Source organism: Streptomyces sp. 3N207, assembly GCF_052246355.1.
In the GTDB taxonomy this organism is placed as follows: Bacteria; Actinomycetota; Actinomycetes; order Streptomycetales; family Streptomycetaceae; genus Streptomyces.
In genome coordinates, this window is record NZ_JBQQBV010000012.1 from 1 (window position 1) to 23,867 (window position 23,867).

Below are 23,867 nucleotides of genomic sequence, written 5' to 3' on the forward strand. Positions count from 1 at the left end.
GGGGTGGAGGGGCCGAACCCCCCGCTGTTGTACGGCCCCGGCTGCCCCTGCGGCTGGTAAGGCGTCTGCACCCCGCCGTGCTGCGGCTGGGAGTTCGCGTCGACCGGCGGGAAGACGGCCTGTCCGACGCCCGCGCCGCTGTTGGCGGGCGGGCCGCCGCTGATGATGATCGGCGAGGCGCCGGAGGCGACGCCGGAACCGCCTATGCGGTTGCACTCGTCGTGCATCGCCTCGGCGGACGGGAAGCGCTCGTTGGGGTTCTTCTTCAGCGTGCGGGCGACCATCGCGTCCACCGCCGGGGGGATGGACTGGTTGATGGAGGAGGGCGACGGCGGCTCCTCCTGGACGTGCGCGTAGGCGATGGCCAGCGGCGAGTCGGCGTCGAACGGCAGCCGCCCGGTGAGCAGCTCGAAGAGCATGATGCCGACCGAGTACAGGTCGGAGCGGGCGTCCACCCCGCGGCCGAGGGCCTGTTCCGGCGAGAGGTACTGCGGGGTGCCGACGACCATGCCGGTCTGTGTCATGGATGTCACACCGGACTGCATGGCGCGCGCGATGCCGAAGTCCATGACTTTGACCACACCGCGCTTGGTGAGCATCACGTTCCCGGGCTTGATGTCCCGGTGTACGAGGCCCATCTCGTGGCTGACCTCGAGGGCAGCCAGTACGTCGCCGGTGATCTTCAGCGCCTTCTCGGCGGGCATCGCGCCGAACTGGGCGATGTCCTCGTCCAGGACCGTGCGCAGCGGCTTGCCCTCGACGTACTCCATGACGATGTACGGCACCATCGCGCCGTCGATCTCGTCCTCGCCGGAGTCGAAGACCGAGACGATGTTGGTGTGCGTCAGCTTCGCGACGGACTGCGCCTCGCGGCGGAACCGTTCGCGGAAGGACTGTTCCCGGCCGAGTTCGGTGTGCAGTGTCTTGACCGCGACCTGGCGGTCAAGCACGGAGTCGTAGGCGAGATAGACCGAAGCCATCCCGCCGGCGCCCAGCAGTGAACGGAGCTGGAAACGCCCGCCGCCGACCATGCGGCCCAAGTAGTTGCCGGCCGCCTGTGCGCCGTCGTCGCTCATCTGACTGCTTCCCCCTCGGCGGCGCTGCCCCCGTGCAGGTACGTTGAGTGATCCTTGACCCTGATACTGGCCCAAGTTTGCCCGGGGGCTCGGTCACGTCAAGTTCGTTGCCCGTTCCGTGACCGAATGCGCATACGCCCTTCGCGAGCGGCGCCCCGGACGGTCCCACGAGCGTAGAGGGTGCGTTCGCGCAGGTGTGCGCTGGGTCGGTGGGACCGACTTGCGGGGTGGCGTCTCAGCTTGTTGGATGACCACTCCTTGGCTTCGGTATTCCGTCCCACCCATTCCACACCCCGCGTGCCTGTAGCCTCCTTGTGGGGAGTATCCACCGCGCGCAAGCCCGCGGATTCGAATCAACGGCGAGGACTGATGGCACAGACGCAAGCCGCCGGGGGCCCTTCGGACCCCGACGCGACGGGCGGCGGCTCCCTGCCCGATTCGCCGGAATTGTGGGGCAACAACGGCCTGGTCGGCGACGGCAGATACCGCCTGACACACCGCCTCGGCCGTGGTGGCATGGCCGAGGTCTTCGGCGCCGAGGACCTGCGCCTCGGCCGTACGGTCGCGGTCAAGCTGCTGCGCTCGGACCTGGCCGAGGACCCCATCTCCAAGGCGCGCTTCACGCGCGAGGCCCAGTCCGTCGCGGGCCTCAACCACCACTCCGTGGTCGCGGTCTACGACTCCGGCGAGGAGTTCATCGGCGGCAATGTCACGCCGTACATCGTGATGGAGCTCGTCGAGGGCAGCACGATCCGCGATCTGCTGCTGAACGCCGACGCGCCGCCGGCGGACCAGGCGTTGATCATCGTCTCCGGGGTGCTGGACGCGCTGGCCTACAGCCACCAACACGGCATCGTGCACCGCGACATCAAGCCCGCGAACGTGATCATCACGCGGGACGGCGCGGTCAAGGTGATGGACTTCGGTATCGCCCGCGCCCTGCACGGCGCGTCCAACACCATGACCCAGACCGGCATGGTGATGGGCACCCCGCAGTACCTCTCCCCCGAGCAGGCGCTCGGCAAGACCGTCGACACCCGCTCCGACCTGTATGCCACCGGCTGTCTGCTGTACGAGCTGCTGACGCGCCGTCCGCCGTTCACGGGTGAGACGCCGCTGTCGGTCGTCTACCAGCACGTCCAGGACGTTCCGGTGCCGCCGTCCGAGGTCTCGGACGGCGCGCCGCCGGAGCTGGACGGCCTGGTGATGCGGGCGTTGGCCAAGGATCCGGACGACCGGTTCCAGACGGCCGAGGAGATGCGCGGGCTGACGCAGTACGGGCTGCAGATGCTGCACGAACAGGGCAGCCACACCGGCGGCCTGTGGAACACCGGCCCGACGGCGCACCTCGGGGCCTCCACCCCGGCCATGGGTGTCCCGGGCGCCGGCGCGCGCCCGCACCCCTCGCACTCCGACACCTCCCAGATGGGCGCCCCGCTGCTGGCGGGCCCCCGGGACGACGACGGCGGCTTCGACGGCGGTTCCCGGCGTGGGCGGGGGCGCGGCAGCGGCGGTGGCGGCAAGGGCGTCCGGTTCACGCTGTTCGCCCTCCTGGCGTTGATCGCCATAGCGGGCGGCATCATCTTCGCCCTCAACGCCAACAACGACCCGGGCAACAAGCCGAACAACGTCAAGCCGAGCACCTCCCACTCGAAGTCCCACAAGCCCTCCAAGAAGCCGTCTCCCTCCCCGACGGAGAACGACGACGACCAGCCGGGCACCTCGGAGGGCACCGGTGAGGCGACCCCGAGCGGCCAGCCGTCCGAGCCGACGCCGTCCCAGACCGGCGACCCGAGTCAGACGCAGCCCTCCCAGACCGGTGACCCGAGTGAGACGGGCAGCGCCGACGGTGGTTCGGGCAACGGCGGTGGCGGCGGCAAGCCGACCAAGACCACGACGCCGACCCCCACCGAGGGCGGCGACACCCAGGGCAGCGACGCGGGGTCGGCCGACTCGGGCGCCGTCGCCGGCACGGAGGAGTAACCCCTCGGGGCCGCGGTCTCCTGGGGCGAAGCCTTCGTGACTGCCTCGTGGCTGTCTGCGCGACTGCCTTCGCGACTGCCTTCGCGACTGCCTCGTGACTGTCTGCGCGACTGCCTCTGCGACTGTCTTCGTGACTGCCTTCGGACTCCGGGGACAGCCGCCTGAAGCACCCTCGTAAGCCGTCCCAGGCCCTCCGCGGCGGGCCGTGCCGTCAGCCGCGCGTTGACCCGTTGTCCACACCCGGTTGACGAGGCGGCGCCGAGCCCTCGCGGACCTCTACGATGCGGCCGTGCAGCCGTCTACGCCCGCCCTCACGGAGGGCACGCTCCACTCTCTGTTGCGGCAGTACGACGGTGCCGGGGAGCCCCTCTCGTGCACGCCGGTCTCGCACGGACTGCTCAACCGCGGCTACCGGCTGACGACCACGCGCGGCTGCTACTTCCTCAAACACCACCTCGACGGCCGGGCCTCCCTCGGCCGGATCGAACGCCAGCACAGGGCGACCGCCCGGCTGGGGACGGTGGGACTGCCCGTCGTACCGGTGGTGGCGGGGGCCGACGGCCGTACCGTCATCGTTGCCGAGGGACGGTGCTTCGCGCTGCACCCGTGGATCGAGGGCACCCACCGGCACGGCAGCGAGCTGACCGCGGGGCAGTCCCAGGAGCTGGGCGCCCTGCTGGGGCGGGTCCACGTCCGGCTGGCCCGGGTGATACGCGAGGCGCGGCCGGAGCAGCCCGACCACGAGAGCGGCCCCGATCCCGGCCACGAGGGCGATCACGAGAGCGGCCACGAGCTCGGCCACGAGCCCGGCCACGAGAGCGCCGACCCGGCTGCGACGTACGACATGATCGGCGCGCTGCTGGAGCGGATCAGGGCCCGCCGCAACCGGGACAGCTTCGACGAGCTGGCCGAGCACCGGCTCACCGAGCGCCGTGAGCTGCTGCGCCGGTACGCGGGGGAGCGGCCCGGTGCGGTTCCGGTGCGGTTCACCGGCTGGGTGCACGGGGACTTCCACCCGCTGAATCTGCTGTACGCGCCCGCGGGCCGCAGCCCCCGGCCGGTGGCGATCCTGGACTGGGACCGGCTGGGGGTGCAGCCACGGGCCGAGGAGGCGGTGCGCGGCGCGGCGATCTTCTTCCTGCGCCCCGGCGGCACGCTCGACCTGCGCAAGGTGCGGGCCTTCGCCCGCGCGTACCGGGGTGGTGCGGGCGCTTCCCGTGAGGAGCTGGCCGCCGCCGTGCACCGGGTGTGGTGGGAGCGGCTGAACGACTTCTGGATGCTGCGCTGGCGCTATCAGCTGCGCGATGCACGGGCCGATCCGCAGTTCCCCGCTGCGGCGTCGCTGGTCGTGTGGTGGAGCGGCCACTACGAGGCAGTACGCTCCGCCTTCTGCGACTGAGCCGAGCGTGGTCGCTGCGGGCGCACCGTTGCGCCGGAAAGAGCGTTCCGCCGCTCGTGATCGTCGGCCAGACATATCCGGATCGGTATATTTTCGGGCGCCTGCTCGGTCTCACATACTGATCCGCCCTTCACTCTTCCCGGGCTCCCGCACCCCGGGTTACCGTGCGGGTGTCCGCGGCTCGCGAGGCCGTGACCAGTGATGTCCCGACTTCTCGCACAACTGCTTGGATTTCCTCGTTCTTACTTGGATATCCGAGCAAAGTTGCAGGTCAGGGCCGCCTCGTGCGTCTATGGAGTTGCCAGCCATGGCTGGGGCGTCCCGACCGGGGTCGGGACAGCGGGCCGCGACCGGGACAGCAGTCACCACCCGGTGCCGATCGCGACGCTCCCACCCCGTGCGCCGCACGGGACCGGGCGAGCCTCCCCCCGCCAGTGGGCGGGGGAGCCCCAGGTCACCGGCAATCCCGGCGGCCGGACAGACGGAGGAGCACACGTGACCGTGGAGAGCACTGCAGCGCGGAGCACCGCGCGCCGCAGCGGCACCGGAGGAAAGCGCGCCACCCAGGCCGCCCGTAACGGCAAGGCCGCCGGGAACGGCACGGCGGAGGCCCCCGAGGGTGCAGCCGCCTCTGGTACCTCCCGACCGGAGGCTGGGGGAAAACCCCGGAAGACCGCGACGAAGAGCTCGGCGAAGACCCCGGCAAAGACCCCGGCAAAGAGCGCCCGGAAGCCCGCGGCCAAGAGCACCGCGAAGGCCGCCCCTAAGGCCGCCCCGAACGCCCCCGCGAAGAGCAAGGCCCCGGCAAAGAGCAAGGCCGCCGCGAAGACCCCGGCGAAGCCCCGTACCCGCGCAGGCTCCCGGGCCCGTGCGGGCGGTTCCGGGCAGTCCGAGCCGGAACTGGTCCAGCTGCTGACGCCAGAGGGCGAGCGCGTCAGCCACCCGGAGTACGACGTCGATCTGAGCGCCGAGGAGATCCAGGGCCTCTACCGCGACATGGTGCTGACCCGGCGCTTCGACGCCGAGGCCACCTCGCTCCAGCGGCAGGGCGAGCTGGGGCTGTGGGCCTCGCTGCTCGGCCAGGAGGCGGCGCAGATCGGCTCCGGCCGCGCGCTGCGCCCGGACGACTACGTCTTCCCCACGTACCGCGAGCACGGTGTCGCCTGGTGCCGCGACGTGGACCCGACGATGCTGCTGGGCATGTTCCGCGGGGTGAACAACGGCGGCTGGGACCCCAACAGCAACAACTTCCACCTCTACACGATCGTGATCGGCTCCCAGGTGCTGCACGCCACCGGGTACGCGATGGGCGTGGCCAAGGACGGCGCCGACTCGGCGGTGATCGCCTACTTCGGTGACGGTGCCTCCAGCCAGGGCGACGTCGCCGAGGCGTTCACGTTCTCGGCCGTCTACAACGCGCCGGTCGTCTTCTTCTGCCAGAACAACCAGTGGGCGATCTCCGAGCCCACCGAGCGCCAGTCCCGGGTGCCGATCTTCCAGCGCGCCCAGGGCTTCGGCTTCCCCGGCGTCCGGGTGGACGGCAACGACGTGCTGGCCTGCCTCGCGGTGACCAAGGCCGCCGTCGAGCGGGCCCGCGCGGGCGAGGGCCCGATGCTGATCGAGGCGTTCACCTACCGGATGGGCGCCCACACCACCTCCGACGACCCCACGCGCTACCGCACCGACGAGGAGCGCTCGGCCTGGGAGGCCAAGGACCCGATCCGGCGGCTCCGCAGCTATCTGGAGAACGCGAACCTGGCCGACGACGCCTTCTTCGCCCGTATCGACGAGGAGAGCGAGGCGATGGGGCAGCACGTGCGTGAGGCGATCCGTACGATGCCCGACCCCGACACCATGGCGATCTTCGAGAACGTCTACGCGGACGGACACGCGCTGGTCGACGAGGAGCGCGCCCAGTTCGCCACGTATCTCGCCTCGTTCGCCGACTCCGACTCGCACGAGGAGGGCCGCTGATGGCCGCCACCGGCACGGCCCCCGCGACGGCCGTCCAGAAGCTTCCCGTCGCCAAGGCGATCAACCTCTCGCTGCGTACGGCGATGGAGAACGACCCCAAGGTCCTGATCATGGGCGAGGACGTCGGCAAGCTCGGCGGCGTCTTCCGGGTCACCGACGGCCTGCAGAAGGACTTCGGTGAGGACCGCGTCATCGACACCCCGCTCGCCGAGTCCGGCATCGTCGGTACGGCGATCGGGCTGGCGCTGCGCGGCTACCGTCCGGTCGTCGAGATCCAGTTCGACGGCTTCGTCTTCCCCGCCTACGACCAGATCGTCACCCAGCTCGCCAAGATGCACGCGCGGGCCCTCGGCAAGATCAAGCTGCCGGTCGTCATCCGTATCCCCTACGGCGGTGGCATCGGCGCCGTCGAGCACCACAGCGAGTCCCCGGAAGCGCTGTTCGCGCACGTCGCGGGGCTCAAGTGTGTCTCGCCCTCGAATGCGGCGGACGCCTACTGGATGATGCAGCAGGCCATCGAGAGCGACGATCCGGTGATCTTCTTCGAGCCGAAGCGGCGCTACTGGGACAAGGGCGAGGTCGATCCCTCCGCCATCCCGGCCCCGCTGCACTCGGCGAAGATCGCCCGCCAGGGCAGCGCGGCGACGCTCGCCGCGTACGGACCGATGGTGAAGGTCTGCCTGGAGGCGGCAGCCGCCGCCGAGGAGGAGGGCAACTCGCTGGAGGTCGTGGACCTGCGCTCGATGTCCCCGATCGACTTCGACACCTTGCAGCGCTCCGTGGAGAAGACCCGCCGCCTGGTACTCGTCCACGAGGCCCCGGTCTTCCTCGGCACCGGAGCGGAGATCGCAGCCCGCATCACCGAGCGGTGCTTCTACCATCTGGAAGCACCGGTGCTGCGCGTCGGCGGGTTCCACGCGCCGTACCCACCGGCCCGGCTGGAGGACGAGTACCTGCCGAACCTGGACCGGGTGCTCGATGCCGTCGACCGCGCGCTGGCGTACTGAGGGAGAGCCGTGACGATGACCAACAGCGCACAGACCGGACAGACGGCCGCCGGTATCCGTGAGTTCAAGATGCCCGACGTGGGCGAAGGGCTGACGGAAGCCGAGATCCTCAAGTGGTACGTACAGCCCGGCGACACCGTCACCGACGGGCAGGTCGTCTGCGAGGTGGAGACGGCCAAGGCCGCCGTCGAACTGCCCATCCCGTTCAACGGGCTCGTGCACGAGCTGCGGTTCGCGGAGGGTACGACGGTCGACGTCGGCACCCCGATCATCACCGTCGACACCGGCGCCCCGGCCACCGGCACCGGCGCCGCCTCCGCGGCCCAGCCCGCGATGGAGACAGGCGCCGGGGCGGCGGCCGAGGTCGCCCAGGAGGCGGCGTCCGCCGCCACGGAGGCCGCCGAAGCGGAGGCCGCAGCTGAGGGAGAGGCCGAGGGAGAGGCCGAGGGAGACGCCGAGCCGGAGGGGCGGCAGCCCGTGCTGGTCGGCTACGGCGTCGGCACCAGCTCCACCAAGCGGCGCCCGCGCAAGCCGGTGCCCGGTCCCGCGGAGGCGCCGGCCCGCGCTGCGGAGCCCGTCGTTCCGGCGCCGGGCAGCAACGGGCATGGCGCGGTGCGTCCGCTGGCCAAGCCCCCGGTACGCAAGCTCGCCAAGGACCTCGGCGTCGATCTGAGCACGGTCACCCCGACCGGCCCGGACGGGATCATCACCCGCGACGACGTACACGCGGCAGCGGCCCCCGAGCCCACCCCCGCCGCCGCGGAGCCCGCGGCGGCCCCGGCGGCGGAACCCGCCGTCGCGGCTCCCGGCGTCAGGGAGACCCGTATCCCCGTCAAGGGGGTACGGAAGGCCACCGCGCAGGCGATGGTGGACAGCGCGTTCACGGCGCCGCACGTCACCGAGTTCGTGACCGTGGACGTCACCCGGACGATGAAGCTCGTCTCGGAGCTCAAGCAGGACCCGGACATGGCGGGCGTCCGCGTCAATCCGCTGCTGTTCGTCGCGAAGGCGTTCCTGCTGGCCATCCGGCGCAACCCGGAGGTCAACTCCGCCTGGGACGAGGAACGTCAGGAGATCGTCCGCAAGCACTATGTGAATCTGGGCATCGCGGCGGCCACCCCTCGTGGGCTGATCGTCCCCAACATCAAGGACGCGCAGGACAAGACCCTGCCCGAACTGGCGTCCGCGCTGGGTGAGCTGGTCGCCACCGCCCGCGAGGGCAGGACCAGTCCCGCCGCGATGAGCGGGGGCACGGTGACGATCACCAACGTCGGCGTCTTCGGTGTGGACACCGGTACGCCGATCCTCAACCCCGGCGAGTCCGCCATTCTGGCCTTCGGCCAGGTCCGCGAACAGCCCTGGGTGCACAAGGGCAAGGTCAAGCCGCGCCACGTCACCACGCTGGCGCTCTCCTTCGACCATCGCCTGGTCGACGGCGAACTCGGCTCCAAGGTTTTGGCCGACATCGCGGCAGTGCTGGAACGCCCCAAGCGGTTGATGACCTGGGGCTGAGCCCCGCACCTCCTCGGGCTCCGCCCCACACCCCCTCGGGGGTCTCAGGGGCGGAGCCCCTGAACTTTTGTCCGCCGGTACGCGAGCAACCACCGAGGCGAGGGTCCGGCGGTATTGAAGGAGCCCTCAACCACAACGTCCGTGTCCACATGGCGGAAGCCATCCCTCACGTATGCATGTTGTATCTATGGTGTGCACATGGCTTCCCCCACACCCGTCACAGCGCAAGCCCTCAAAGAGGCCCGGCGGCAACCGCCTGCTGCTGAGCGGGTGTACGCCCACGTCAAGCAGGCGGTGCTGGAGCGGCGGTACGAAGGCGGTCTGCTCCTCACCGAAGGTGAACTCGCAGCGGCTGTGGGGGTCTCGCGCACCCCCGTACGTGAGGGACTGCTCCGCCTGGAGGTCGAGGGCCTCATCCGGCTGTACCCGAAGAAGGGCGCGCTGGTGCTGCCGGTCTCCGCGCAGGAGATCGAGGACGTCGTGGAGACCCGCCTGCTGGTGGAGCAGCACGCGGTGCGCCGCGCGGTCCCGGTGTCGCAGGCGCTGGTCGACCGGCTGGAGGAGACCCTGGCCGAGCAGATCGCGCACGCGGAGGCAGGCGACCTGGCCGCCGTCTCCGCCGCCGACCGCTGCTTTCACGCCACCATCGTCGAGGCCACGGGCAACCAGATCCTCACCCGCCTCTACGACCAGCTCCGGGACCGCCAACTGCGGATGGGCGTCGCCGTGATGCATGCGCACCCGGACCGGGTGGCGAAGAACATCACCGAGCACGCCGACATTCTGCGCACCCTGCGCGAGGGGGACAGCGAGGCCGCGGCACTCGCGGTGCACCAGCATGTGAGCCGCGTACGCCACCTGGTGCGCGGTGAGGACCTCCGCGAGGCCGTCCCCGGGGACAACGACATCCGCCGGCACGGTGATCCGCGATGAGTGCGGCGCCCTCCGCAGACCTCCGGCTGCCCGGCGACCCGCCGGGCGGCCCCCGTGCGCTGTGGGTGTGGGGGATCGGCGTCGCGGTCTACTTCGTCGCCATCACCTTCCGCACCAGCCTCGGCGTCGCGGGCATCGACGCCGCCCACCGCTTCGACATCAACGCCTCTGCGCTCTCCAGCTTCTCGATCCTCCAGCTGCTGGTGTACGCGGGGATGCAGATACCCGTGGGCCTGCTGGTGGACCGCTGGGGGACGCGCCGTGTCCTGCTGCTGGGCATCCTGCTGTTCACCGCGGGCCAGTTCGGCTTCGCGCTGTCCTCCGCGTACGGCACGGCGCTGGCCTTCCGCGCGCTGCTGGGCTGCGGTGACGCGATGACGTTCATCGCCGTACTGCGGCTGGGCGCACGCTGGTTCCCCGCGCGCCGGGGGCCGATGATCGCGCAGGTCGCCGCGTTGATCGGGATGTCCGGGAACCTCGTCACCACGCTGGTGCTCGCCCGGGTACTGGAGACGTTCGGCTGGACGCCGACCTTCGCAGGGAGCGCGGCGGGCGGGTTCGTGATCCTGTTGCTGGTGCTCTTCTTTCTGCGGGACCAGCCGGAGGGGCACGAGCCGCCGTCCGTCACCAAGGGCGGCGACAGCGGCCACGGCCCGGGTACGGGCTACATCCGGCGGCAGATCGGCGCCGCATGGCGGGAGCCGGGCACCCGGGCCGGTATGTGGGTGCACTTCACCTGCCAGTTCCCGGGGATGGTCTTCCTGCTGCTGTGGGGCATGCCGTTCCTGGTGGAGGCCCAGGGGCTGGGCAAGAGCACGGCGGGCGAGTTGCTGACTCTGGTGGTGGTCTCCAACATGTGCTGCGGGCTGGTGTACGGGCAGGTCATCGCCCGCCACCACGCCGCCCGCACCCCCCTGGTGCTCGGCACCGTGTCCGCCACCGCGGCCGCGTGGGCGGCGACCCTCGCCTGGCCGGGGCAGGCGCCGATGTGGCTGCTGGTACTGCTGTGCGTCGTGCTCGGCGCGTGCGGGCCCGGCTCGATGATCGGCTTCGACTTCGCCCGCCCCGCCAACCCGCCCGAACGGCACGGCACCGCCTCCGGCATCGTCAACATGGGCGGCTTCACCGCTTCGATGACGACGCTGTTCGCTGTCGGCGTACTGCTCGACCTGACGGGCGGCAACTTCCGGATCGCCTTCGCCTGCGTGTTCGTCCTCCAGGCGCTGGGCCTGGTGCAGTTCGCCCGGCTGCGGGGGCGCGCGGTGCGCCGGGAACGGGAACGTGTCGTGGCCAGCCGCGTCGAGGCTGTCCACGTGCCCGTGTGAGGCGCCGCTCGCCCCGTAAGGGGCGCGGGGAACTGCGCGCGCAACCCCAACGCTCCGTCAGGCCGCGACGGCGGGACAGGGGCAGCCCCTGCCCGGCTTCCGCCGACTGCGGGTCAGCTGTGGCTGGTGGGGGCACCACCCGGCCGGAGGCTGGGGGAGCAGTTCCCCGCGCCCCTTCGGGGCGCGTCCCCCCTCACGGCGTAACCGAAAAATGCTTCAGGATGGCGGCAGCCAAATCCGCGTCCCCGTCAACCTTCACGTGCTCCGCGACAGCCTCCGGCCGTACCCGGCCCGCGGCGAGCCGGGAGTAGGTCTCCCAGTCCATCGCGAGGGTGGCGGCGGGTCCCAGCGAGACGCTGCCGTCCACGGTGCCGTTGCCGGCCGGGTCCACCCGTACCGTCCGCATGAATTCCACGGGCCCGCTCACATCGAAGACCACGGCGCAGTTCGGCGGTGCCCCCGCATCCTGGGCGACGACCTTCGGCAGCCGGGAGAGGAACTCGTCCCGCGCCACGTGCGCACCCGGGGAGTCCAGGTTCCCCGGCTTGTCCAGTGCACGCCGCAGATCCTGCTCGTGCACCCACACATCGAAGGCGCGCAGCATCAACTGCCGCTCCAGGGGCAGCTTGCGCGGGCCGAACGGCAGCACATTGTTGACCTCGACGTCAGGGCCCCGCTTCTCGTTCCGCAGCTGCCGCGAGCGGCGGATGAGGGTGTACTCGAACTCGCTGGTCATCTCCGGCCCGGTGTGGTGGCGCCGCACATCCACCTGCACCTCCATATGCCGGCTGACCTCGTCGCGGACGTGGTAGATGTCGCGCGGGAGCGAGTGGATGGGCCTGGGGTCTCCCAGCAACTCGCACTCGATGCCGAGGATGTGGGAGACCACATCGCGGACCGACCACCCCGGGCATTCGGTCCGCCCGTTCCACTCCCCTTCCACGAGCGGAGTGACCAGCTCGGATATGGCTTCCATGGACTGCGTCCAGGCGTCAACGTAGGGCTGAAGGCTTGGGTGGTCGGTCACGGGACCCCTCGGCGTTGCGGTTCGTTCGCGGTCTGGACAGGGCAGGGTGCTGTGCTGGGTGCTCTCAAGTTACGCTGCGCCCGGGCACCCCGGCAGTGCTTTTGGGACGATGCTAGGCCCAATCGACCCCCTCGATCGCATGGACGGTGGTACGGTGCGCGCTTCCCTCTTGCAGATTCACGTAGACCCGGATGAGTCGGTCGATTCCCGGCGGGAGCGGGTGTCTTCCCTCGTACGCGAACAAGCCGGTGCCGACCTGGTGGTACTGCCCGAGCTGTGGCCCGTCGGCGCCTTCGCGTACGAGCGCTTCGCCGCGGAGGCCGAGGACGCGGACCCGGCCACCGGCCCGACGGCGCTCGCCATGTCGGCGGCGGCGCGGGACGCGGGCGTCTGGCTGCACGCGGGCTCCATCGTCGAGAAGGCCCCCGAGGGCGGCGCCCTCTACAACACCTCCCTGGTCTTCTCCCCCACCGGCGAACTCGCCGCCACCTACCGCAAGATCCACCGTTTCGGCTTCGACCGGGGCGAGGCCATCTTGATGTCCGCGGGCTCCACCCCCGTCACGGTGTCCCACCCGCAGGCCACGCTCGGCCTGGCCACCTGCTACGACCTGCGCTTCCCCGAACTCTTCCGGGCCCTGATCGACGCCGAACCCGACGGCGCCCGGGTGCTGGTCGTCCCGGCCGGCTGGCCCGCCAAGCGTGCCGACCACTGGACGCTCTTCGCCCGCACCCGCGCCGTGGAGAACCAGTGCTTCGTCCTCGCCTGCGGCACAGCGGGCAGCCACGCGGGCGTCGCCCAGGCCGGCCGCAGCGCCGTCATCGACCCCTGGGGCACCATCCTCGCGGAGGCCGACGGCACCGAGGAGACCACGGTCACCGCCGAGCTCGACCTCTCCCAGATCGACAAGGTCCGCGAGACGTTCCCCGTTCTCAAGGACCGGGTGCTCTGAGCCCGCTGACCCCATCGACCCTCGGGGCCCCTCCGCCGTCCGGAAAGCCGGAGTGGCACCCTGGACGGCATGACCAATCGTGCCCGCGTCCGCGCCCCTGAGCTGCATGGACGGTCCTGGATCAACACCGGAGGCGAGGAGCTCGACCTGGCCGGGCTCCGGGGCCGGATCGTGGTGCTCGACTTCTGGACCTTCTGCTGCATCAACTGCCTGCATGTCATCGACGAGTTGCGGGAGCTGGAGGAGCGGCACCAGGACACGGTGGTCGTGATCGGGGTGCACTCGCCGAAGTTCGTGCATGAGGCCGAGCACACCGCCGTGGTGGACGCGGTGGAGCGGTACGGGGTGGCGCACCCGGTGCTGGACGACCCCGAGCTGGCGACGTGGAAGCAGTACGCGGTGCGGGCCTGGCCGACGCTGGTGGTGATCGACCCGGAGGGGTACGTGGTCGCGCAGCACGCCGGTGAGGGGCATGTGCACGCGATCGAGAAGCTGGTCGGTCAGCTGGAGGCGGAGCACGAGGAGAAGGGGACGCTGCGGCGGGGAGAGGCGCCGTTCAGCGCGCCGGAGCCGGTCGCCGGTGAACTGCGCTTCCCGGGGAAGGTGCTGGCGCTGCCGGAGGGCACGTTCCTCGTCTCGGACACCACGCGGCACCAACTGGTGGAGCTGGCCGCGGACGGGGAGACGGTGCTGCGGCGGATCGGTGCCGGTGAACGAGGGCTGGTGGACGGCGCGGCGGACACCGCGCGGTTCAACGAGCCGCAGGGGCTGGCGCTGCTGCCGGACGGCGGGGTGCTGGTTGCGGACACCGTCAACCACGCGCTGCGCCGCCTCGATCCGGCCACCGGCGCGGTGGTGACCGTCGCAGGGACCGGTGCGCAGTGGTGGCAGGGCGCCCCCACGAGCGGTCCCGCGCGCGAGGTGGCGCTCTCCTCGCCGTGGGACGTGGCGTGGTTCGCGGGACAGGCGTGGATCGCGATGGCCGGGGTGCACCAGTTGTGGACGTACGACCCGGTGAGCGGCACCGTGACCGTCGCGGCGGGTACGACGAACGAGGGCCTGGTGGACGGGCCCGCCGCCGAGGCGTGGTTCGCCCAGCCGTCCGGGCTCGCCGTCGCGGCGGACGGCACCCGGCTGTGGGTGGCCGACTCGGAGACCAGCGCCCTGCGCCGGGTGGAGCAGGCGGGGGAGGACTTCGTCGTACGGACCGCCGTCGGCACCGGCCTGTTCGACTTCGGCCACCGGGACGGCCCGGCCGGTCAGGCCCTGTTCCAGCATCCGCTGGGCGTCACGGCGCTGCCCGACGGATCGGTCGCCGTCTGCGACACGTACAACCACGCGCTGCGCCGCTACGACCCGGCCACCGGCGAGGTGGGGGAAGTGAGCACGCTGGCCACGGACCTGCGCGAGCCGTCGGGTGCCGTGCTGGCCCCCGACGGTGCGGACGGCGCTCCGGAGATCGTCGTCGTGGAGTCGGCGCGGCACCGGCTGACCAGGCTGCGGCTGCCCGAGGACGCCGTACGGGTCGAGGCGGTGGCGCACCGAACGCAGCGGGCGGCCACCGAGGTGGCGCCGGGCGCGCTCCGGCTCGATGTCGTCTTCCAGCCGCCGCCCGGGCAGAAGCTCGACTCCCGCTACGGCCCCGCGACGCGGCTGGTCGTCAGCTCGACCCCGCCCGGACTGCTCGCCGCGGGCGAGGGGACGGGCACCGAGCTGCACCGCGAGGTGCGGCTGACCGGTGACGAAGGGACCGAGGGCGTGCTGCACGTCTCCGCGATGGCCGCCTCCTGTGACGAGGAGGGCGAGTACCCCGCCTGCCATATGCACCAGCAGGACTGGGGAGTTCCGGTGCGGCTGAGCGCGCAGGGCGTCGACCGGCTGCCGCTGGTGCTGGCGGGGATGGCTGCGGATTCCGGGAGCTGACGGGAGCGGCTCACTCCCAGTGGTGCCTGTTGTACTCCTCGACCACCGGTGCGCCGGGAGCCGGGGGTTCGACGCGGCGACGCTTGAGGATGCTGATGTACGTGCACAGACCGATGGTGCCGACGATCAGCAGAACGATGCCCATCAGGTCGATGTTGATACCGCTGAGGTCGAGGTCGACGGCCAGCGTCAGGATTGCCCCCACGGCCATCATGCCGATGCAGATGATGATGCCCACGAGTGATGCCTCCAAGCTCGGTTGAGCCGAACCGGCTCTGTGGGCGAGCCGTTCACTTACCGGGCGCGAGTACCCGGCTCAAAGGCAGGCAATCAGGGCGTATTCGGCAGACGGTGCAGGCCGGTCCGTCGGTCACTCGACCAGGAACGCCGTGAGGCAGTTGGCCAGCAGGGCGGGGTCGTCGGCGCCGCACAGCTCCCGCGCGGAGTGCATGGAGAGGATCGCCACGCCGATGTCGACGGTGCTGATCCCGTGCCGGGCCGCGGTGATGGGGCCGATGGTGGTCCCGCAGGGCACGTCGTTGTTGGAGACGAAGCTCTGCCAGGGCACGTCTGCGCGCTCGCAGGCCGCGGCGAACAGGGCGCGACCGCTGCCGTCGGTGGAGTAACGCTGGTTGACGTTGACCTTGAGGATCGGGCCGCCGTTGGGCAGCGGATGGTGGCCCGGCTCGTGCCGCTCGGGGTAGTTGGGGTGCACGGCGTGGCCGGTGTCGGAGGAGAGACAGACGGTGCCCGCCCAGGCCCGCGCCCGGTCCTCGTACGAGCCGCCGCGGGCGAAGACCGAGCGCTCCAGCACCGAACCCAGCAGCGGGCCTTCGGCGCCGGTGTCGGACTGGCTGCCGTTCTCCTCGTGGTCGAAGGCGGCCAGCACCGGGATCGTGCCGGGCTGCGTCTCGGCGCCGCGTGCCGCGACGGCGGTCAGTGCCGCGACGCCCGCGTGCACCGACAGCAGATTGTCCAACCGCGGGCCCGCGACCAGTTCGCGGTCGCGCCCCAGGTAGGCGGGGGGTTCGACGCTGTGCGTCATCAGGTCCCAGCCGGTGATCTCGTCGGCGGGCAGCCCGCTCTCCTCGGCGAGGAAGCGCAGCAGATCGCCCTCGCGCGGCTGGCCGAGCCCCCAGACCGGGGTCATATGGCGCTGGCGGTTCAGCTTGAGGCCGTCGTTGACCTGCCGGTCCAGGTGGATGGCCAGCTGCGGTACGCGCAGCACGGCGCGGTCCACGTTCACCAGGTGGGTGGAGCGGTCGCGCAGCGTCAGCCGGCCGCTGATGCCCAGGTCACGGTCGAGCCAGGTGTTGAGGAGGGCGCCGCCGTAGATCTCGACGGCGACCTGCCGCCAACCGTGTGCGCCGGTGTCGGGGACGGGCTTGACCCGCAGGTTGGGCGAGTCGGTGTGGGCGCCGACGATCCGGAAGGAGGTGGCGGGTGTGGCGTTCTCGGGGACGTACCAGGCGATGAGCGCGCCGCCGCGCAGCACGTACTTGCCGCCGGGTGCCGTGTCCCACGCCTCGGCCTCCAGCACCTGCCGGAAGCCGGCCTTCTCCAGCCGTGCGGCCGCGTTCGCCACCGCGTGGTACGGGGAGGGGCTCGCGGCGAGAAAGCTCAGCAGACCGTCGGTGTGACCACGGTCGAACGGCGTGGCAGTGCTCATGGCCCCACCTTACGGTGCCCCTGGCGGCGCCCTCGGCCGGTGCGGGCGTACCCACACAACGGGAGCGCCCCGCTCCCATGGGGCGGAGCGGGGCGCGGAGCCGAGAGGAGCCGAAGGAGGCTCAGAACGCGTTCTCGTCGAGCTCCATCACCGAGAGGTCCACCGCGTCGGCCAGCTCGCGCTGGACGGCGACCTGCGGCAGCATGTTCGCGGCGAAGAACTTCGCCGCGGCGATCTTGCCCTGGTAGAAGGAGGTGTCCTTCGCGGAGGCGCCCGCCAGCTTCTCGGCGGCCACGGCGGCGCCGCGCAGCAGCAGGTAGCCGATGACGACATCGCCCGCGGCCATCAGGAAGCGGGTGGTGTTGAGGCCCACCTTGTAGATGGACTTGACGTCCTTCTCGGTGGCGGCCAGGTCGGTGAGCATGGTGCCGACGATGGCCTCCAGCTCGACGGCGGCCTTGGCGAGCTGGTCGCGGGAGCCGGCCAGCTCCTCGCCGCCCTGGGCCTCGGCGAGGAACTTCTTGATCTCCTCGGACAGCGCGGTGAGCGCCTGCCCCTGGTCGCGGACGACCTTGCGGAAGAAGAAGTCCTGGCCCTGGATGGCGGTGGTGCCCTCGTAGAGGGTGTCGATCTTGGCGTCCCGGATGTACTGCTCGATCGGGTACTCCTGCAGATAGCCGGAGCCGCCCAGGGTCTGGAGGGACTGCGCCAGCTGCTCGTAGGACTTCTCGGAGCCGTAGCCCTTCACGATCGGCAGCAGCAGGTCGTTGAGGCGGCGCGCGGCGTCGGCGTCCTCGCCGCTGTGCTCCTTGACCAGGATCTCGTCCTGCACCGCGGCGGTGTAGAGGACGAGGGAGCGCATGCCCTCGGCGTACGCCTTCTGCGTCAGCAGCGCGCGGCGTACGTCGGGGTGGTGGGTGATGGTGACGCGCGGCGCGGTCTTGTCGGTGAACTGCGCCAGGTCGGCGCCCTGCACCCGCTCCTTGGCGTACTCCAGGGCGTTGAGGTAGCCGGTGGAGAGGGTGGCGATGGCCTTGGTGCCGACCATCATCCGGGCGAACTCGATGATCTTGAACATCTGGCGGATGCCGTCGTGCTTCTCGCCCAGCAGCCAGCCCTTGGCAGGCGCGTTGGCACCGAAGGTCATCTCGCAGGTGTTGGAGACCTTCAGACCCATCTTGTGCTCGACGTTGGTGGCGTAGACGCCGTTGCGCTCGCCCAGCTCGCCGGTCTCCCAGTCGAAGTCGTACTTGGGGACGATGAACAGCGACAGCCCCTTGGTGCCCGGGCCGTGGCCCTCGGGGCGGGCGAGGACGAAGTGCACGATGTTCTCGGACATGTCGTGCTCACCGGAGGTGATGAAGCGCTTCACGCCCTCGATGTGCCAGGTGCCGTCGGCCTGCTGGGTGGCCTTGGTGCGGCCCGCGCCCACGTCCGAGCCGGCGTCCGGCTCGGTGAGCACCATGGTGGAGCCCCACTGCTTCTCGGCCATCAGCTGCGCGATCTTGCGCTGCTCCTCGGTGCCCTCCTCGTGCAGGACGCCCGCGAAGGCGGGGCCCGAGGCGTACATCCACACGGCCGGGTTGGAGCCCAGGATCGTCTCGGCGAAGCCCCACAGCAGCGAGCGCGGAGCGGTCGTGCCGCCGATCTCCTCCGGGATGCCCAGCCGCCACCACTCGGCGTCCATGTACGCCTGGTAGCTCTTCCTGAAGGTCTCGGGCACCGGTGCGGTGTTGGTGTCCGGGTCGAAGACCGGCGGATTGCGGTCACCGTCCTCGAACGAGGCGGCCAGCTCGTTCTCGGCCAGCCGCGCGATCTCGGACAGCACGTTCTTGGCGGTCTCGACGTCCATCTCCGCGAACGGTCCGGTGCCGTACACCGTGTCGCGCCCGAGCACCTCGAAGAGGTTGAACTCGATGTCGCGGAGATTCGACTTGTAATGCCCCATGGCGACGGCTCCGTAGTGGCTCGCTCGTACTTGTCGGTAGTTCCACAGATGATGCTACCCGTCGGTAATAAGAAGCAACCCCTCGCCGCCCTTCTGTGACTCGTTACTCTCTTTAGCTATGTACGGTTACGACCAGACCGGTGCTCCGCCCGGACAGGGCCACGGACCGCAGCCCGGACAGGGCCATGGGCCGCAGCCCGGACAGGGTCACGGCACGCACGGCTATCAGCACGCCGGGCATGCTTCGCACCCCGGTCAGCAGGGCCACCAGGCGCCCCCGCCTCCGTACGGAGCGCAGCAGCAGGCCCCACCGTACGGCCAGCCGGGGCCGCAGCAGCCGCTGTACCCCGAGCCGTCGCCGCCCTCCCTCCAGGAGGCGATCCGCGCCTTCACCACGGGCTCGATGGGCGCCGAGGACTTCCAGGGCATCTTCTCCACCTCGAAGGTGTACTGCCCGCGCGGCGACACCCCCGGATTCCTCGCGCTGCACAACACCCAGCAGCCCGTCATCCCCATGTTCAGCACGCTCAAGGAGCTGCGCTCCTACGCGGGCAAGGAGTCGAAGTACTTCGTCATCACCGGCGCCGAGGTCCTCGACCTGCTGCCGTCGGGATACGGCTTCGTGCTCGACATGGAGGGCGAGCACCGGGTGGTCTTCGACGCCAAGGCGGTCGAGGAGATGGTGGACTTCGCGATGCGGCGTATGTACGGCTGAGTTCCCGCCGGGCCACTGCGAAGTGCGGCGCACCACCGGGCGTCGCGTCAGTGTTCGTGGATCTCGAACCAGATGCACTTGCCCTCGCCGCGCGGGTCCACGCCCCAGTGGTCCGCGAGCATGCCCAGCAGCATCAACCCCCGCCCGGAGGAGGCCAGTTCACCGGGGCTGCGGCGGTGCGGCAGCTCGTCGCTGGAGTCCGAGACGTTGACCCGCAGCGTGCGCCCCGCGGCCTCGTTCCCCCGCGGCACGGTGATCTCCGCGACGAGGACCGCGTCCCCGTCCGTGTGCACCAGCACGTTCGTCAGCATCTCCGAGAGCATCAGCACGGCCCCGTCCACCTGGTCCGGGTCGGGCCAGTCGTGCAGCAGGTCGTGGAGCTGGTGGCGAGCGACGGCGATCCGGTCCGGCTGGGCCTGGGCGACGGTCAGCACCGTACGCCGGATGGCGACCGGCACGCCCGCCTCCGGGGGCCCCACTCCCCTGGCGCTGCGGGCGAGCAGCAGCAGGGCGATGTCGTCCTCGCGCCGGTCGGCGAGCGGGCCCGCCGGGGTGCCGGCCGTGCCGGCCAAGCCGCCCTGCACCGCCCGTACGAGCGCGTCGGCCACCTGCTCCAGCGCCGGTCCCCCGCCGATCTGCGGCCCGGCCCGGTCGACCAGCTCCTCGACCACCGCGCTGATCCGCGCCCACCCCGTCTCCAGGTCGTGCCCGCCCGTCTCGATCAGTCCGTCGGTGCACATCAGCAGCCGCTCGCCGGGCTCCAGCACCAGCCGCGTGACGGGATAGTCCGAGTCGGGGTCGATCCCCAGCGGAAGGCCGCCCGCGGTGGCGCGGACCAGCAGGGGGCCGTCCGGCAGCTGCACCGCCGGGTCCGGGTGCCCGGCGCGGGCCACGTCCAGGGCGCCGGTCTCCGGGTCCACCTCGACATAGAGGCAGGTGGCGAAGCGCGGCTCGGGGTGGTCGAGGTCCTCGCCGAGCGTCCCGGCCAGTGGTGAGAGGTCCGGGGTCCCCTCGGCCGGCGCGGTGGGCGGCGGTGCGTTGAGGCGTTCGGCGGCGCTCATCTCGTACAGGAAGCGGGAGGCGCGGGAGAGCACCGCGTCCGGGTGGTGCCCCTCGGAGGCGTAGGCGCGCACCGCCACCCGCAGCTGGCCCATGATCCCCGCGGCCCGTACGTCGTGGCCCTGGACGTCGCCGATGACCAGCGCGGTACGCCCCGAGGGCAGCGGGATGACGTCGTACCAGTCGCCGCCGATCTGCAGGCCCCCGCCGGTCGGTACGTACCGGGCCGCCAGGTCCATGCCGGGGACCGCCGGGCTGTGCGCGGGCCGCATCACCCGCTGGAGCCGGGCCGACAGCTCGCGTTCCGACTCGTTCAGCATGGCCCGGGAGAGCGACTGCCCCAGCATCCGCGCCACCGTCGTCAGCACGGCGCGCTCGTCCGGGGTGAAGGCAACGGGCCGCGCGAAGGCCGCCATCCACGCGCCGATGGCACGCCCCGCGACGGTCAGCGGCAGAAACGCCCACGCGGCGTTGCCCGGCTGCGTCTCGGCGGGGCGCGCGGCGGGGAAACGGTCCGCGTACTCCTCGGGGCTGTGCAGATACAGCGCGCGGCCGGTGCGTACCGCCTCGGCTGCCGGGTCCTCGTCCGCGAGGTGCAGCTGGGAGCCGCTGCCGCGCGGCCCGTAGCCACCGCCGGGCACATAGGGGTGGCCGGGCCGGGCCGGGGCGCCGGGGGATGCGCCGTAGACGGTGAGCTGGTCGCCGCTGACGACGAAGACGGCCAGCGCCTCGGGCGAGAAGCCGGGCATGGCCAGCGACGAGGCCACCCGCAGCACGTCTGCCGTGGTGTACGCCTCGGCCAGCGCCCGCCCGGTGTCCAGCAGGAACGCCTCCCGGTTGCGCCGCCAGTCCCACTCGCCCGCCCCCGCCCTCCGGTCGCGGGTGGCCCGGGCGGCGGCGGGGGTGGCCGGGGCACGGCCTGGGCCGCGGCCTCCGCGGGCCCGGGGGCCCGGTCGCTGCCGGTCGCCGGACCGGGTGGCGCCGCCGGCGGCCTGGCGGGGGGCCGCCGCCTCCGGTTCGGGCACCTCGTAGAGCAGCCCGGTGAGGGCTGCGGTGGACTCGGGCACCGCTTCGCCCCGCGCGGTCGCGTCCCGGGCGGCGGGGCCTCCCGGGGTGGCAGGTACCGGGCGTACGACGACGCGTACGGTCCGCTCCACCTGCCCGTCCGCGTCCACCACCCGCAGCAGTGCCTCGGCCGTGGTGTCCTCGGCGAGGGCCAGGGTGACGATGCCCTGGAAGCCGACGTAGTCGACGGCGTGCAGCCGGGAGCGGACCGCGCTGCCGGAGAGCGTGATGTGGGTGTCCGTATGCGCATCCGAGGGCTCGACGGCGACGCCCAGGAGGCGGGCCGCACGGGAGTCCAGCGTCACCAGACCCGTGGCGTTGTCCCAGGTCCAGAGCCCGGCGCCCAGCGCAGCCAGGGCGTCATCGGTGCGCATTGCACCACTTTATGCGGAGTTCTCGGGGTTGTGGAAACGGGGGCGAGGCAGGGTAGCTCAGGGCGGTAGTCTGAGGGGTACTCCACTGTGACCCCTGAGCCGAACGACTTGGATGAATGATGCATCGGTACCGGTCCCACACCTGCGGCGAGCTTCGCGCCACGGACGTCGGCACTGACGTCCGGCTGAGCGGCTGGCTGCACAATCGCCGGAACCTGGGCGGCATCCTCTTCATCGATCTGCGCGACCACTACGGCATCGTGCAGCTGGTCGTGCGCGACGAGTCGAGCGAGATCAACCACCAGCTCAGCTCGCTGGCCAAGGAGAGCGTCGTCCGCATCGACGGCAAGGTCACCGCGCGCGGCGAGGAGAACGTCAACCCCGAGCTGCCCACCGGCGAGATCGAGGTGGAGGTCGCCCAGATCGAGGTGTTGGGCGGCGCCGAGCAGATCCCCTTCACCATCAACGCCGAGGACGGCGTCAACGAGGAGCGGCGCCTGGAGTACCGCTTCCTCGACCTGCGCCGCGAGCGTATGCACCGCAACGTGATGCTGCGCAGCAAGGTCATCGCCGCCATCCGCGCGAAGATGGTCGCGCAGGGCTTCAACGAGCTGGCGACGCCCATCCTGTCGGCCACCTCCCCCGAGGGCGCCCGCGACTTCCTCGTCCCCTCCCGGCTGCACGCGGGCAGGTTCTACGCGCTTCCGCAGGCGCCGCAGCAGTTCAAGCAGCTGCTGATGATCGCCGGGTTCGACCGCTACTTCCAGATCGCGCCCTGCTTCCGGGACGAGGACGCGCGCGCCGACCGTTCGCCGGGCGAGTTCTACCAGCTCGACATGGAGATGAGCTTCGTCGAGCAGGAGGATGTCTTCGGTGTCATCGAGAAGGTGATGACCGAGCTGTTCCAGGAGCTGGGCGAGGGCCGCGAGGTCACTTCGCCGTTCCCGCGCATCCCGTTCCGTGAGGCGATGGTCAAGTACGGCTCGGACAAGCCGGATCTGCGCGCGCGGCTGGAGCTGACCGACGTCTCCGACATCTTCGCCGGCTCCGGTTTCAAGGCGTTCGCCGACAAGCACGTCCGCGCCCTGGCGGTGCCGGACACCGCAGGGCAGCCGCGCAAGTTCTTCGACTCGCTGGGCGACTTCGCCGTCGAGCAGGGCGCCAAGGGCCTGGCCTGGGTGCGGGTCACCGAGGACGGTTCGCTGAGCGGGCCCATCGCCAAGTTCCTCACCGAGGAGAACGTCGAGGCGCTCACCAAAGCGCTGGGCCTTGCCCCCGGCCACGCGGTCTTCTTCGGTGCCGGGGAGTTCGACGAGGTCTCCAAGATCATGGGCGCGGTCCGGGTCGAGGCCGCCAAGCGCGCCGGGCACTTCGAGGAGAACGTCTTCCGGTTCTGCTGGATCGTGGACTTCCCGATGTTCGAGAAGGACGAGGAGACCGGCAAGATCGAGTTCTCCCACAACCCCTTCTCCATGCCGCAGGGCGGCCTGGAAGCACTCCGCACCAAGGACCCGCTCGACGTTCTGGCCTGGCAGTACGACATCGTCTGCAACGGCGTCGAGCTGTCCTCCGGCGCGATCCGGAACCATGAACCGGAGATCATGTTCAAGGCGTTCGGCATCGCGGGCTACTCCAACGAGGAGGTCGAGCGCGAGTTCGGCGGCATGCTGCGCGCCTTCCGCTTCGGCGCCCCGCCGCACGGCGGTATCGCCCCCGGCATCGACCGCATCGTCATGCTGCTCGCGGACGAGCCCAACATCCGCGAGACCATCGCCTTCCCGCTCAACAACAACGCCCTGGACCTGATGATGGGCGCCCCCAGCGAGGTCGACGAGGCCCGGCTGAGGGAGCTCCACCTCTCGGTGCGCAAGCCCCCGCAGGTCAAGCCCGCGCAGTAACGCGCGGCGCACACACGTCCCCCGGGCC

The 23,867-nt window shown here is 71.1% G+C and carries 17 protein-coding genes; 11 read left to right on the forward strand and 6 right to left on the reverse strand.

The annotated features are described in order from the left end of the window. Nucleotides 1-1,076: protein kinase domain-containing protein (locus ACTWP9_RS19520; protein WP_443247504.1), on the reverse strand; the 1,076-nt coding region annotated here is incomplete at its 3' end. A 369-nt stretch (nucleotides 1,077-1,445) separates the two neighbouring features. On the opposite strand from ACTWP9_RS19520, the gene ACTWP9_RS19525 reads away from it, so the two are divergent. From ACTWP9_RS19525 to ACTWP9_RS19555, 7 genes are all read left to right on the forward strand, one after another. Beyond that, the gene (locus ACTWP9_RS19525; protein WP_443247505.1) at nucleotides 1,446-3,059 is read left to right on the forward strand and encodes a protein kinase domain-containing protein; all 1,614 of its coding nucleotides are present in this window, start codon (nucleotides 1,446-1,448) and stop codon (nucleotides 3,057-3,059) included. 289 nt (nucleotides 3,060-3,348) lie between these two features. Beyond that, nucleotides 3,349-4,458, forward strand: coding sequence for a phosphotransferase (locus tag ACTWP9_RS19530; protein ID WP_443247506.1), 1,110 nt, complete (start codon nucleotides 3,349-3,351; stop codon nucleotides 4,456-4,458). 495 nt (nucleotides 4,459-4,953) lie between these two features. Beyond that, the gene (gene pdhA, locus ACTWP9_RS19535; protein WP_443247507.1) at nucleotides 4,954-6,432 is read left to right on the forward strand and encodes a pyruvate dehydrogenase (acetyl-transferring) E1 component subunit alpha; all 1,479 of its coding nucleotides are present in this window, start codon (nucleotides 4,954-4,956) and stop codon (nucleotides 6,430-6,432) included. Next, nucleotides 6,432-7,439, forward strand: a complete 1,008-nt coding sequence (locus tag ACTWP9_RS19540) for an alpha-ketoacid dehydrogenase subunit beta (RefSeq protein ID WP_443247508.1) — start codon at nucleotides 6,432-6,434, stop codon at nucleotides 7,437-7,439. The genes pdhA and ACTWP9_RS19540 overlap by 1 nt, the downstream gene beginning before the upstream one ends. Nucleotides 7,440-7,454: 15 nt before the next feature. Next, nucleotides 7,455-8,951 carry a dihydrolipoamide acetyltransferase family protein gene (locus ACTWP9_RS19545; RefSeq protein WP_443247509.1) on the forward strand — a complete coding sequence of 499 codons (1,497 nt, stop codon included), beginning with the start codon at nucleotides 7,455-7,457 and terminating at the stop codon, nucleotides 8,949-8,951. Nucleotides 8,952-9,149: 198 nt separating this feature from the next. Next, nucleotides 9,150-9,884, forward strand: a complete 735-nt coding sequence (locus ACTWP9_RS19550) for a GntR family transcriptional regulator (protein WP_443247510.1) — start codon at nucleotides 9,150-9,152, stop codon at nucleotides 9,882-9,884. Further along, nucleotides 9,881-11,209, forward strand: coding sequence for an MFS transporter (locus ACTWP9_RS19555; protein ID WP_443247511.1), 1,329 nt, complete (start codon nucleotides 9,881-9,883; stop codon nucleotides 11,207-11,209). Before ACTWP9_RS19550 ends, ACTWP9_RS19555 begins: the two co-directional genes overlap by 4 nt. Before the next feature lie 193 nt (nucleotides 11,210-11,402). Here the strand turns inward: ACTWP9_RS19555 and ACTWP9_RS19560 are convergent, their stop codons facing one another. Next, nucleotides 11,403-12,236 carry a maleylpyruvate isomerase family mycothiol-dependent enzyme gene (locus ACTWP9_RS19560; protein ID WP_443247512.1) on the reverse strand — a complete coding sequence of 278 codons (834 nt, stop codon included), beginning with the start codon at nucleotides 12,234-12,236 and terminating at the stop codon, nucleotides 11,403-11,405. Between the two features lie 154 nt (nucleotides 12,237-12,390). On the opposite strand from ACTWP9_RS19560, the gene ACTWP9_RS19565 reads away from it, so the two are divergent. Further along, nucleotides 12,391-13,188: a carbon-nitrogen family hydrolase gene (locus tag ACTWP9_RS19565; protein WP_443247513.1), complete on the forward strand. Its 798-nt coding sequence runs from the start codon at nucleotides 12,391-12,393 to the stop codon at nucleotides 13,186-13,188. 69 nt (nucleotides 13,189-13,257) lie between these two features. Then, nucleotides 13,258-15,111, forward strand: a complete 1,854-nt coding sequence (locus ACTWP9_RS19570; RefSeq protein WP_443247514.1) for an NHL domain-containing thioredoxin family protein — start codon at nucleotides 13,258-13,260, stop codon at nucleotides 15,109-15,111. A gap of 10 nt (nucleotides 15,112-15,121) precedes the next feature. On the opposite strand, the gene ACTWP9_RS19575 is transcribed toward ACTWP9_RS19570, so the two are convergent. The 3 genes from ACTWP9_RS19575 to ACTWP9_RS19585 all read right to left on the reverse strand — a co-directional run bounded on the left by ACTWP9_RS19575 (nucleotide 15,122) and on the right by ACTWP9_RS19585 (nucleotide 18,728). Beyond that, complete coding sequence (locus ACTWP9_RS19575) at nucleotides 15,122-15,349, reverse strand: hypothetical protein (RefSeq protein ID WP_443247515.1); 228 nt, start codon at nucleotides 15,347-15,349, stop codon at nucleotides 15,122-15,124. Between the two features lie 132 nt (nucleotides 15,350-15,481). Continuing rightward, a complete protein-coding gene (locus ACTWP9_RS19580; RefSeq protein ID WP_443247516.1) occupies nucleotides 15,482-16,780 on the reverse strand; it encodes a M18 family aminopeptidase in 1,299 nt (432 codons plus the stop codon). Between the two features lie 121 nt (nucleotides 16,781-16,901). Next, nucleotides 16,902-18,728 (reverse strand): acyl-CoA dehydrogenase, encoded by a 1,827-nt coding sequence (locus ACTWP9_RS19585; protein ID WP_443247517.1) that lies wholly within the window; start codon nucleotides 18,726-18,728, stop codon nucleotides 16,902-16,904. A gap of 118 nt (nucleotides 18,729-18,846) precedes the next feature. On the opposite strand from ACTWP9_RS19585, the gene ACTWP9_RS19590 reads away from it, so the two are divergent. Further along, a complete protein-coding gene (locus tag ACTWP9_RS19590) occupies nucleotides 18,847-19,443 on the forward strand; it encodes an SseB family protein (RefSeq protein WP_443247518.1) in 597 nt (198 codons plus the stop codon). A gap of 47 nt (nucleotides 19,444-19,490) precedes the next feature. On the opposite strand, the gene ACTWP9_RS19595 is transcribed toward ACTWP9_RS19590, so the two are convergent. Continuing rightward, on the reverse strand, nucleotides 19,491-21,941 hold the full coding sequence (locus ACTWP9_RS19595; RefSeq protein ID WP_443247519.1) for an ATP-binding SpoIIE family protein phosphatase: 2,451 nt from the start codon (nucleotides 21,939-21,941) through the stop codon (nucleotides 19,491-19,493). Between the two features lie 119 nt (nucleotides 21,942-22,060). Between ACTWP9_RS19595 and aspS the strand changes: the two genes are divergently transcribed. Further along, nucleotides 22,061-23,839: an aspartate--tRNA ligase gene (aspS, locus tag ACTWP9_RS19600; protein WP_443247699.1), complete on the forward strand. Its 1,779-nt coding sequence runs from the start codon at nucleotides 22,061-22,063 to the stop codon at nucleotides 23,837-23,839. Nucleotides 23,840-23,867 lie beyond the last annotated feature (28 nt).